The sequence below is a fragment of the Stenotrophomonas sp. STEN018 genome (assembly GCF_056760235.1).
In genome coordinates this window covers 26,781-39,317 of record NZ_JBRREK010000043.1, presented here as the reverse complement: position 1 = coordinate 39,317, position 12,537 = coordinate 26,781, and the positions used below count along the sequence as shown (strand labels likewise).

5 protein-coding genes and 1 pseudogene are annotated in these 12,537 nt (G+C 62.9%); 3 read left to right on the top strand and 3 right to left on the bottom strand.

Annotated features, from left to right (window positions below; all coding sequences use genetic code 11):
* Positions 1 to 99: 99 nt before the first annotated feature.
* The 3 genes and pseudogenes from ACVOMB_RS15690 to ACVOMB_RS15680 all read right to left on the bottom strand — a co-directional run bounded on the left by ACVOMB_RS15690 (position 100) and on the right by ACVOMB_RS15680 (position 5,120).
* Entirely contained in the window at positions 100 to 3,264 is a 3,165-nt protein-coding gene (locus ACVOMB_RS15690) for a multidrug efflux RND transporter permease subunit (protein ID WP_481532024.1), read from the bottom strand.
* A 24-nt stretch (positions 3,265 to 3,288) separates the two neighbouring features.
* Positions 3,289 to 4,458, bottom strand: a pseudogene (locus ACVOMB_RS15685) (efflux RND transporter periplasmic adaptor subunit); the annotation flags it as partial.
* Entirely contained in the window at positions 4,458 to 5,120 is a 663-nt protein-coding gene (locus ACVOMB_RS15680) for a TetR/AcrR family transcriptional regulator (RefSeq protein ID WP_481532025.1), read from the bottom strand. The pseudogene ACVOMB_RS15685 and the gene ACVOMB_RS15680, both read right to left, overlap by 1 nt.
* 246 nt (positions 5,121 to 5,366) lie before the next feature.
* Here ACVOMB_RS15680 and ACVOMB_RS15675 point away from each other — a divergent pair, with 246 nt between their 5' ends.
* From ACVOMB_RS15675 to ACVOMB_RS15665, 3 genes are all read left to right on the top strand, one after another.
* Positions 5,367 to 10,349: an NAD-glutamate dehydrogenase gene (locus ACVOMB_RS15675; RefSeq protein WP_481532023.1), complete on the top strand. Its 4,983-nt coding sequence runs from the start codon at positions 5,367 to 5,369 to the stop codon at positions 10,347 to 10,349.
* A gap of 295 nt (positions 10,350 to 10,644) precedes the next feature.
* Positions 10,645 to 11,409, top strand: coding sequence for an NAD kinase (locus ACVOMB_RS15670; protein ID WP_481514158.1), 765 nt, complete (start codon positions 10,645 to 10,647; stop codon positions 11,407 to 11,409).
* 76 nt (positions 11,410 to 11,485) lie between these two features.
* On the top strand, positions 11,486 to 12,430 hold the full coding sequence (locus tag ACVOMB_RS15665; RefSeq protein ID WP_481514157.1) for a 5'-nucleotidase: 945 nt from the start codon (positions 11,486 to 11,488) through the stop codon (positions 12,428 to 12,430).
* Positions 12,431 to 12,537: the final 107 nt, after the last annotated feature.

Sequence of the window (12,537 nt, the reverse complement as noted above, 5' to 3'; positions counted from 1 at the left end):
GCCATGCTCGGCATTGGCTCTATCGATAATGCCTCTGCCGAGCATGGCTCGGCACTACATAAGCCAAAAAAAGCCCCGGCAGTGCCGGGGCTTTTGCTATCAGCGGTCCTTCTGTTCCCCGTGCACCTTGTGCTGTTCGATGAACTCCTTGGACTGTTCGTCCAACTTGTCACCGAGCATGCGCCGCACGCTCACGAAGAACAACGGAATCAGCAGCACGCCGATCACGGTGGCGAACAACATGCCGCCGATCACGCCGGTACCCAGCGAGTGACGGGCATTGGCGCCGGCACCGGTGGAGATGGCCATCGGCAGCACGCCGAGGATGAAGGCGAACGAAGTCATCAGAATCGGGCGGAAACGCAGATGTGCCGCTTCGATGGTTGCTTCACGCAGGGTCTTGCCGGCAGCACGCTGTTCCACCGCGAACTCGACGATAAGAATCGCGTTCTTCGCCGCCAGACCAATCACCGTCACCATGCCGATCTTGAAGTACAGATCGTTTGGCAGGCCGCGCAGCAGAGAGAACACAACCGCACCGAGGATGCCGATCGGCACCACCAACAGCACCGAGACCGGGATCGACCAGCTTTCATACAGCGCGGCCAGGCACAGGAACACCACCACGATCGACAACACCATCAACAGCGTTGCGGCATTACCGGCGAGGATTTCCTGATAGGACATGCCCGACCAGTCGAAGCCGAAGCCCACCGGCAGGTCGTCATGCACCAGTCGTTCCATGGCGCTCATGGCCTGACCGGAACTGCCGCCAGGTGCCGGTGCACCGACGATGTTGACCGCCGAATAGCCGTTGTAGCGGTTCAGTGCCGGCGGCGCATAGATCCACTCGGACTTGACCACCGCGCTGAGCGGGATCATCGCCGGCTGGCCAGTTGCATCCTTGCTCAGCGAGCTCGGCACGAAATAGCTGTTCAGCGATTCCGGGCCGGTGCGGTATGCCGCGTCGGCCTGCATGTTGACGCGCTTGATGCGGCCGCCATAGAAGAAGTCGTTGACGTAGACCGGTGCCAGCATCATCTGGATGGCGGTATACACATCATTGACCGACACGCCCATGGCCTGGGCCTGCACGCGGTCAACCTTCAACTGCAGCTGCGGTGCGTTTTCCAGGGTGTTGGGACGTACGCCAACCAGCGATTTGTCTTGGCTGGCTGCTCCCAACAAGGTGTTGCGCGCATCCATCAAGGCGTCCTGGCCGGCGCCGGTACGGTCCTGCAGCCACATGTCGAAACCGCCGAACTGACCCAGGCCCTGCACGGTCGGCAGGTTGACGAAGAAGATCTGTGCATCCTTGATGCCATAGGCCTTCTGGTTCATTTTCTGGATGAATTCCGGCGCGGTTTCCTTGCGCTCCTTCCAGTCCTTCAGGCGGACGAAGGCCATGCCCACGTTTTCGCCGGCACCGATGAAGCTGAAGCCGGTGATCTGCATCAGGCCTTCAAAGGCTGGTTCATCCTGCAAGGTGCCCAGCAGCTGATCAAATACGGCAGTGGTACGGGTCTTGGTAGCACCTGGCGGCAACTGCACGATGGCCAGTGCATAGCCCTGGTCTTCTTCCGGCAGGAAGCTACCCGGCAGGCGGGTGAACAGGAAGCCACACAGCACCAGCAGCAGGGCGAACACCATCAACCAGCGCGGGGCGTGCTTGATGACGCCACCAACGGTGCCGACATAGCTCTTTTCCAGCTTGCCGTAGTACTTGTTGAAGGTGCGGTAGACCCAGTTCGGGTTGTCGTTGTGGGTGGGCTTGAGGAAGGCCGCACACAGCGCCGGGGTGAAGGTCAGTGCCAGCAGGGCCGAGAAGCCCATCGCCATGGCGATGGTCAAGGCGAACTGCTTGTAGATCTCGCCCGAGGCGCCCGGCTGCAGGGCAGACGGAATGAACACCGCCGCCAGCACCACGGTAATGGCCACCACCGCGCCGGTGATCTGGCCCATGGCTTTCTGCGTAGCCGGCTTCGGATCGAGTTTTTCCTCGGTCATGATGCGTTCGACGTTTTCGATGACGACGATGGCGTCATCGACCACGATGCCGATTGCCAGCACCATTGCGAACAGGGTCAGCTGGTTGATGGTGAAGCCAATGGCCAGCATGCCCATGAAGGTGCCGAGCAGGGCGACCGGGATGACCAGGGTGGGGATGATGGTGGCGCGGAAGTTCTGCAGGAACACCAGCATCACCAGGAACACCAGGATGATGGCTTCGACCAGGGTGTGGACCACTTCCTCGATCGAGATGGTGACGAAGGTGGTGCTGTCGTACGGGGTGAACCAGCTCACGCCGGGCGGGAAGCTCGGTGCCAGTTCGTCCATCTTTGCGCGCACGGCTTCAGACACGTCCAGTGCATTGGCGCCCGGCAGCAGCTGGATGGCGAACACTGCCACCGGCTTGCCGTTGTACTTGGTGTCGAAGCCATAGTTGGATGCACCAAAGGAGACGTTGGCGACGTCCTTCAGTTTGACCACGCTGCCGTCATTGTTGGCCCGCAGGATCGTGTTCTCGAACTCTTCCGGTGAGCTGTAACGGCCTTCGGCGGCAACGGTGGCGGTGAAGGCCTGGCCATTGGGAGCCGGGTCGCCACCTACCGAGCCTGCGGCGAATTGCAGGTTCTGGGTGCCGATTGCGTTGTACACATCGGTTGCCGACAGGTGATAGCCCTGCAGTTTTTCCGGGTTCAGCCATACGCGCATGGCGTACTCGGAACCGAACTGCTGGGTGCTGCCGACGCCGGGGACACGCGAAACCTGCTCCAGCACGCGGGCACCGACGATGTCGTTAAGCGCGTCGCGGTCAACGGTGCCGTCATCCGAACGCACGCCGATGGCCATCAGGAAGCCGGCGTTGGCCTTGGCCACCACCACGCCCTGCTTGGTCACTTCCGAGGGCAGACGCGGGGTCGCCAGCGACACCTTGTTCTGTACCTGTACCTGGGCGATATCGGCATTGGTGCCGCTGTCGAAGGTCAGGGTGATGGTGACCCGGCCATTCGATGACGAGGACGAGCTGAAGTACATCAGGTTGTCGATGCCGGTCAGCTGCTGCTCGATCACCTGGGTGACCGATTTTTCCGCGGTGGACGCACTGGCGCCCGGGTAGTTGGCGGTGACGGTCACCTGCGGTGGTGCCACGCTGGGATAGGACTCGATACCCAGGTTGAGGATCGAGATCACGCCGCCAAGCGAGATCAGGATCGCCACCACCCAGGCGAAGACGGGATGCTCGATGAAAAATTTAGGCATGACGGAGTCCCGTTATTCCTTCTTTGCCGGGGCTGCCGCAGGCGCGCCAGCAGCGGGCTTGGCAGCATCGGGCTGCCACGGCTTGGCCGTGGCCGGTGCGCCTTCCTTGACCTTCTGTACGCCCGAAACAATGATCTGGTCGCCAGCGGCCAAGCCGGAGGAGACCAGCCAGTTGCCGCCCTGCTGGTTGTCCAGGGCGATGTTCTTGCGCGCGACCTTGCCGTCCTTGCCGACGATCAGCACGTAGCCGCCTTGGGTATCACGTTGCACAGCCGCCTGCGGAACCAGGAAGGCGTTGTGGCGCTCGCCCAGGTTGGCCTTGAAGCTGACGAACGAGCCCGGCAGCAGGATGTGGTCCGGGTTGGGCAGCTGGGCGCGCAGCGACACCGTGCCGGTGGCCGGATCAACCGTGGTCGAGGAGAAGTCCAGGGTGCCTTCATGCGCATAGGCACTGCCATCAGGCAGGTTGACCTGTACGGTGGTCTTGCCGTCGCCGGCCAACGCCACCGCGCCCTTGTCCTGGGCTGCACGCAGCAGACTCAGTTCGTCGGCAGTCATCGAGAAGTTCACATACAGCGGATCGATCTGGTCGACGGTGGTCAGCAGGGTTACATCACCCTGGCCGACCAGCGCACCTTCGGTGACCTGCTGCTTGCCAGCCTGGCCAGCAATCGGCGCAGTGACGCGGGCATAGCCAAGGTTGATGCGCGCGGTGGTGACCGCGGCTTCAGCCTGCTGCACGGCGGCGGCAGAGGTGCGCTCGGCGGCCTCTGCGCTGTCCAGATCGGACTTGGACACATAGCTCTGCGGTGCCAGCGAGCGGGCGCGGTTGGCGGTGGCGCGGGCGTTGGCGTAAGTGGCGCGGGCCGAAGCCAGTGCACCTTCCGCTGATGCCAGCGATGCCTGCAGTGGTGCCGGGTCGATCAGGAACAGCACCTGGCCTTCCTTGACCGCACTGCCTTCTTCATAGACACGCTTCTGCAGCACGCCGGCCACACGGGCGCGGACATCTGCGGAGCGGAATGGCGAAAGACGACCGACCAGCTCGCGCTGCAACGGCAGGGTCTGCGGTTTGGCGTCGACTACGCCGACCTCCTGCGGAGGCGGTGCGGCTTGCTCCTGCGGTTTTTTACAGGCGGCAAGGCTCAGTGTCGCTGCACAGGTGAGAGCGAGTAGACGCAGTGGGGCGGTCATCAGGAGAAACTCCGGGTGTTGTTTTTATTTGGAGCTGCGGCGGCTTGGTAGGTGCAGGCAAAGGCACGTAGAAAACCGTCGGTGGCAAATTCGGCCCAGCGGCGACGCTGTTGTGGATCATCGCGGTAAGGGGTGTGAAAGCGCTGTCTTTCAAAATCCTGGCCAGCAATCATGCTGATCAACAGCTCGGCCATGAACTGCGGGTCGTCATGCTTGAGGCGACCACGCTGCATCTCGGTGTGCATCCATTCAGCAACATGGTTGCGTAGCGCTTCGTTGCTTCCCTGGTACATGAACTGCGCTTCGTCGCGAAACTCGTGGACGCTGGCTCCGATCAACTGCGCGGTACGGCGGACGTTTGGCTTGTTGCGATGCTCAAGATAGCCGATGGCAAAGTCGAGCACGGTGTCGTGCAGCGGTTTGTCTTCACATGTAGATAACGCCGCGGTCGCGTTCGACACATGCAGCTGCATCGCCTGCCGCAACAGCTCACGCTTGCTGCCGTAACGGCTGTAGAGCGTCTGCTTGGAGCAACCCGCCGCTACGGCTATTGAATCCATACTTAGGCGTATGCCTTGTTTGGCCAATAGCTCACGCACCGCTTCGAGCACGCGCTGGTCACGCGCGTCGGTTGGCGCGGGGTTGGCAGACGGGGTTTGCATAAGCGGTGGACTATACCGTCCAGTACAGAAACACCGCAACGTAATTCGTCTTTCACTGCGCCAGGTGAGCAAGCGAGATTCAGGTGGCGGACATTGTCTGCTGGTCGTCTATCAGTAAAACCGTGGCTGTTGCTATCGCTTGCCGGCAAATTTCGATGCAGATAATGCGGCCCTGCAGCAAGGTTCTTTTTGTTACCAGCGATACAATCGCGGTTTCTCCAAACGAGCAACACCCAAAGCTCTGCCATGAAATCGCAAAACAGTGCTGCCAAGTCCGTAAAGACGAAATCCAAACCAGCTGTGAAGCAGAACATCGCCGAAGCTGGCCTCTCGCTAGAATCGGTATTTGCAGCCTTGCGGAAGCGTTATCCCGCTGCTGCCGCGCAGGCGCAGGCAGTGGCTTTTGCTACGGCTTTCTACAAGCGCATGGAAGCCGATGAGTTCAAGCTGCACTCGGCCGATGATTGGGCGGTGCTGGCTGCGGGCATGCTCGAGTTCGCTCGCACCCGCAAGCCGGGCAAGGCCAATGTGCGCGTGTTCAACCCGGCGCTGAAGGCCGACGGTTGGGAATCGGCGCATACCGTGTTGCAGATCGTCAACGACGACATGCCGTTCCTGGTAGACACGGTGACGTTGGCGCTGGCCGAGCAGGGCATCGGTGTGCACGTGCTGGGCCATCCGGTGATCAGCATCGCGCGCGACAAGGCTGGCAAGCTCAGCGGCGTGGGCGAGGGCAAGCTGGAATCGGTGATGCTGCTGGAGATCGACCGCCAGCCGGCCGATGCGCTGGATGCCGTTGCCAAGCGCGTCAGTGGCGCGGTGGAAGATGTACGCGCCATCGTCAATGACTGGCAGCCGATGACCGACAAGGCGGTGGCACTGGCCGACGACCTGGGCAAGCGTCCGTTGCCGGTGAGCAAGGCCTCGCGCGCCGAAGCACAGGAATTCCTGCGCTGGGCTGCCGACAACCACTTCACCTTCTTCGGTTACCGCGAATACAAGGTGGAGAAGAAGGGCAAGGAAGAAGTGCTGGTCGCCCAGAACGGCACCGGCCTGGGCCTGATGCGTGGCAAGGACACGATGGTCGCGCGCCCGGTCAAGGGTTTGGCGGCGGAAGGCCTGAACGCCACCAGCAGCCTGCACGATGCACTGATCCTGACCAAGACCAATGCCCGCTCGCATATCCATCGCGGCGGCTACATGGACTACATCGGCGTGTTGGAATTCGACGCCAAGGGCAAGATCATCGGCGAGCAGCGCTTCCTCGGTCTGTTCACCTCCAGTGCTTACAATCGCCGCCCGTGGGAAATCCCGCTGGTGCGTCAGCGCTATGAAAACGTGATGGCACGTTCGGGCCTGAGCCTGTCCAGCCACAGCGGCAAGGCACTGCGCCACATCCTGGAGTCGCTGCCGCGCGAAGAACTGTTCCAGTCCAGCGAGGACGAACTGTTCCGCACCGCCATGGGCGTGCTCGGCCTGCAGGAGCGCGTGCGTAGCCGCCTGTTCCTGCGTCGTGACAAGTTCAGCCGCTTCATCTCGGCACTGGTGTTCCTGCCGCGCGAGCGCTTCAACACCGACGTGCGTCTGCGCGTCGAGAACATGCTCAAGGACGCGCTGCACGGCGAATACGTCGATTCCAGCGTGGTGCTTGGTGATTCGCCGCTGGCCCAGGTGCACCTGATCGTCCGTCCCAAGGCTGGAGAGAGTCTGGAGCTGGACGTGGAAGGCATGGAGAAGCGCCTGGCCCACGTGCTGCGCAACTGGCAGGACGATCTGCGCGAAGCGCTGGTCGGCAGCCATGGCGAAGCCGAAGGCCTGCGCATTGCCTCGCGTATCGGCAAGGCACTGCCGGCCGGTTACATCGAGGACTCCAGCGCTGAAATCGCTGCAGCCGACGTCGCCCAGCTGGATGCACTGACCGGCCCGGACGATCTGCGTCTGAGCCTGCAGGCAATCCGTCGTGACGAGGTCGATGGCCTGCGTCTGAAGCTGTACCGCCAGCTGGAAGACATTCCGTTGTCCGACGTGCTGCCGATGATGGAGAACATGGGCCTGCGCGTGATCGCCGAGCGTCCATACAAGCTGATGGTCGATGAAGCGCCGGTCTACGTGCAGGACTTCGAAGTCGAATCCACCATCGGTGCGATCGACCCGGCCAGCGCCAATGCGGCCTTCAGCGATGCCTTCGCCCGCGTCTGGCACGGCGATGCCGAGAACGACGGCTTCAACCGTCTGGTACTGGGTGCCGGTCTGGATTGGCGCCAGGTGTCGATGCTGCGTGGCTACTGCAAGTACCTGCTGCAGATCGGCGTGCCGTTCTCGCAGACCTATGTGGAAGGTACCTTCAACCGCTACCCGTTGCTGGCACGCCTGATCGTGGAACTGTTCGAAGCCCGCTTCGAGCCGACCCCGTCTGCCGACAAGGCGGTGATGGACGCGCAGCTGGCCCAGTTCAAGCAGCTGGCCGGTGACGACGCTGCCACCCTCAAGCTGCTCGACGGCGTGGTCAAGGCGCGCAAGAGCGACCGTGCCGCGCGCATGGCGCTGGTCCACGAAGTGCTGATCAAGCTGCTCGACGGCGTGTCCAGCCTGGACGAAGACCGCATCCTGCGCAGCTTCATCGGCGTGATCGAAGCCACCCTGCGTACCAGCTACTACATGGTGCGCAAGGACGGCGTGCGCGCCGATGGCGGCCCGGCCGACTACATCAGCTTCAAGTTCGACGCCGCCAAGGTGCCGGACCTGCCCAAGCCGCGCCCGTACCGCGAAATCTTCGTGTGCGGCCCGCGCGTGGAAGGTACTCACCTGCGTTTCGGCCCGGTTGCCCGTGGTGGCCTGCGCTGGTCGGACCGTCGCGAAGACTTCCGCACCGAGGTGCTGGGTCTGGTCAAGGCGCAGATGGTCAAGAACACCGTGATCGTGCCGGTCGGCTCCAAGGGCGGTTTCTTCGCCAAGCAGCTGCCGGACCCGTCGGTGGATCGTGATGCCTGGTTTGCCGAAGGTGTGGCCTGCTACAAGCGCTTCATCAACGGCCTGCTCGACATCACCGACAACATCGTCAACAACAAGATCGTGCCGCCGCAGGGCGTGGTGCGTCATGACATGGACGATCCGTATCTGGTCGTCGCTGCCGACAAGGGCACCGCCACGTTCTCCGACACCGCCAACGGCATCGCCCGTGCGCACGGTTTCTGGCTGGACGATGCGTTTGCTTCCGGTGGCTCGGTTGGTTACGACCACAAGGGCATGGGCATCACCGCGCGTGGTGCGTGGGAATCGGTCAAGCGCCACTTCCGTGCACTGGGCCGCGACTGCCAGAAGCAGGACTTCACCGTGGTTGGTGTCGGCGACATGTCCGGCGACGTGTTCGGCAACGGCATGCTGCTGTCCGAGCATATCCGCCTGGTCTGCGCCTTCGACCACCGTCACATCTTCCTTGACCCGAACCCGACCGCTGCCAGCTCGTTCAAGGAACGTGCGCGCATGTTCAAGGTGCCGCGTTCGAGCTGGGCCGACTACGACAGCAAGCTGATCAGCAAGGGCGGCGGCATCTACCCGCGTTCGCTCAAGTCGATCGAGATCACCCCGGAAGTGCGTGAAGCACTGGGCATCGACGCCAGCATCAAGGCGATGAACCCGACCGACCTGATCAATGCCGCGCTGAAGGCACCGGTTGACCTGCTGTGGAACGGCGGCATCGGTACCTACGTCAAGTCGGCCACCGAGACCAACGCAGACGTCGGCGACCGTGCCAACAACGGCCTGCGCGTCAACGGTGGCGAGCTGCGCTGCAAGATCGTGGGCGAGGGCGGCAACCTGGGCATGACCCAGCTCGGCCGCATCGAGGCCGCGCAGGTTGGCGTGCTGCTCAACACCGACTTCATCGACAACTCGGCCGGTGTTGATACCTCCGATCACGAAGTCAACATCAAGATTCTGCTCAATGATGTAGTGCGCGCCAAGAAGCTCACCGTGGAGCAGCGCAACAAGCTGCTGGCCTCGATGACCGACGAAGTCGGCGAGCTGGTGCTGATGGACAACTACCGTCAGAACCAGGCGCTGAGCCTGATGGAGCGGATGAGCAGCAAGCGACTGGGCTCCAAGCAGCACTTCATCCGCACGCTGGAGAAGCAGGGCCTGCTGGATCGCCAGATCGAGTTCCTGCCATCCGACGCCGAGCTGTCGGCACGCAAGCTGCGTGGCCAGGGCCTGACCCGTCCGGAGCTGGCAGTGGTGCTGTCGTATTCCAAGATCGTCGCCTTCCAGCAACTGCTGGAATCGGACATCCCGGAAGATCCATACCTGTCCAAGGAGCTGCTGCGTTACTTCCCGCAGCCGCTGCAGAAGAAGTACGCCGACGCGATGGAGCGTCACCGCCTGAAGCGCGAAATCATCGCCACGGCCGTGACCAACCAGACCATCAACCGCATGGGCGCCACCTTCCTGATGCGCATGCAGGAAGACACCGGCCGCACCGTGGCCGAGGTCGCCAAGGCTTACACCATCAGCCGCGAAACGCTGGACGCACGTGCACTGTGGACGCAGATCGATGCGCTCGACGGCACCTTGCCGGAAGCGGTGCAGGTGGACGCACTGGAAGTGATCTGGAAGCTGCAGCGCTCGTTCGTGCGTTGGCTGCTGACCCGTCCGGGCGCGATGCCGGGCATCACTGCCGCGGTTGATCGCTACCAGGGCCCGTTCAACGACATCCGTGTCGCCTCGGGCGTGCTGCCTGATTCGCAGCGCCCGGCCTATGAGGCCAGCGTTGTGGCATGGAAGGAGAAGGGCTTGCCGGCGGCATTGGCACAGCAGCTGTCCGAACTGCAGTTCCTTGAGCCGGCGTTCGACATCATTGAGCTGGCGCGTCCGCGCAAGCTCAAGCCGGTGGACGTTTCCAAGGTTCACTTCCGCCTGGGCGAAGCCCTGCAGATGCCGTGGCTGTTCGAGCAGATCGACGCGCTGGAGGTCAACGGTCGTTGGCATGCGGTTGCTCGCGGCGTGCTGCGCGACGAGCTGGCTGCGCATCAGCGTGCACTGGCTGGCCAGGTGCTGTCGATGAAGGGCGCGACCGCAGAAGCCAAGGTGGCTGCGTGGTTGGGGCGTGATGACAGCGGCCTGCGCTTCACCCTGGCGATGCTGGCCGAGCTGGCCGAGCAGAAGACGCTGGACTACCCGACTGTGTCGGTGGCGGTGCAGCGTCTGGGCCAGCTGGCTGCGCACGGCGCGTAAGCCGGTAGGTTGTTGGTTTGGAGAACGGGCCCGAAAGGGCCCGTTCTTTTTTTGGTCAAGTCAAAAGCTTGCCCTCACCCCAACCCCTCTCCCGCAGGCGGGAGAGGGGCTACAGCTGCGGTTGCAGGATTTGCGTGCGCTCGCGGCGCTTCGAGCCCCTCTCCCGCTTGCGGGAGAGGGGTTGGGGTGAGGGCAAGCTCTTCGCTTTGGCCTTCAGTTTCCAAGCAAGCGAAAACACCAGCCAACACACCAGCAGGTTATCCTCGCCCTCCAAGCCGAACGAAAAGACGCGCCCGTGTCCCCCCGAATCGCATTCCTCGCCAGCACCGTCGAGACTGCTCAGCAGGCCCGTGTCAGCCTGGCTGCCCGCTACGGCGATCACAATCCGGAAGACGCGGACGTGATCTGCCCGCTCGGCGGCGACGGCTTCATGCTGCAGACCCTGCATCGCCACGGCGGCAAGGGCAAACCCGTATTTGGCATGAAGCTGGGCACTGTCGGCTTCCTGATGAATCACCATCGCGAAGACGACCTGATCGAGCGCCTGGCCTTGGCCGAACCGGCCTACCTGCGGCCGCTGGAAATGATCGCGCAGACCGAATCCGGTACCACCACAGGCTCGCTGGCCTACAACGACGTGTCGCTGCTGCGGCAGACCCGGCAGGCCGCGCATATCGGTATCGACCTCAATGGCCAGCAGCGGGTGGAAGAACTGATCTGCGACGGCGTGCTGGTCTCCACGCCCGCTGGCAGCACCGCGTACAACTACTCGGCGCACGGCCCGATCCTGCCACTGGGCTCCAACACCATTGCCTTGACCCCGTTGGCCCCGTATCGGCCGCGGCGCTGGCGCGGCGCCATCCTCAAGGCCGAGACCGAAGTGCGCTTCCGCGTGCTCGATCCCTATAAGCGCCCGGTCAGCGTCACCGCTGATTCGCATGAAACCCGCGATGTGGTGGAAGTGACCATCCGCGAGTCGCGCGAACGCCAGGTGACCTTGCTGTTCGACCCCGAGCACAACCTCGAAGAGCGCATCCTGAGCGAGCAGTTCATGGTCTGAACGCCGGAATGGCAGCAGCGGGGCCGCTTCCGGGTAGACTGGGTCCCGTTCCTTGATCGTATTGGGTTCATCGTCCATGGGTGACAACACTCCCCGGCTTCTCACCGTCGCGGTTACTTCGCGCGCACTGTTCGATCTCGAAGAAGGCCATGCCCTGTTCGAACGCGAAGGCCTGGAGGCCTACGCCGCCTACCAGCGGGCGCACGAGGATGATGTGCTCAAGCCCGGGGTGGCGTTCCCGGTGGTGCGCAAGTTGCTGGCCTTGAATGACGGTGCACCGGTGGAAACCCCGCGGGTGGAGGTGATCCTGCTGTCGCGCAACTCTGCCGACACCGGCCTGCGCATCTTCAACTCCATCCAGCACTACAAGCTGGATATCGTGCGCGCCACTTTCACCGCAGGCGAGCCGACCTGGCCTTACGTCAAACCGTTCGGCACCGATCTGTTCTTGTCGGCCAACCCGGATTCGGTGCGGCGCGCCCTGGTCAACGGCATCGCCGCAGCCACCATCCTGCCGCAGAGCGCGCAGGACGTTGCCACCGCGTCGGCTGCTGCAACCGATACCGGTCGCTCCAAGACCCAGCTGCGCATCGCCTTCGATGGTGACGCAGTGATCTTTGGTGACGAAAGCGAGCGCATTTCGCGCGAGCAGGGCGTGGAGGCATTCGGCCGCCACGAACGCGAACGTGCTCACGAGCCGCTCAGCGGTGGCCCGTTCCGCAACTTCCTGTCGGCATTGCATGCCTTGCAGGCGGCATTCCCGGCTGGCGAAGCGGCGCCTATCCGCACCGCGCTGGTAACCGCACGTTCGGCACCGGCGCATGAGCGCGTGATCCGCACCTTGCGCGAGTGGGGTGTGCGTCTGGATGAGGCGCTGTTCCTCGGCGGCCGCCACAAGGGGCCGTTCCTGGAAGCCTTTGGTGCCGACATCTTCTTCGATGATTCGCAGCACAACATCGACAGTGCCCGTCAGCATGTAGCCGCCGGCCATGTGCCGCATGGTGTGGCCAATCCGGATTAACCCGGCTGTTTGTAGGAGCGGCGTAAGCCGCGAAGCTGGTGACAAGACCGAATGCATGCTGCCTGCAATGGCAGCAAATGCCGTATCGGCAACATATGTGGCTTCGC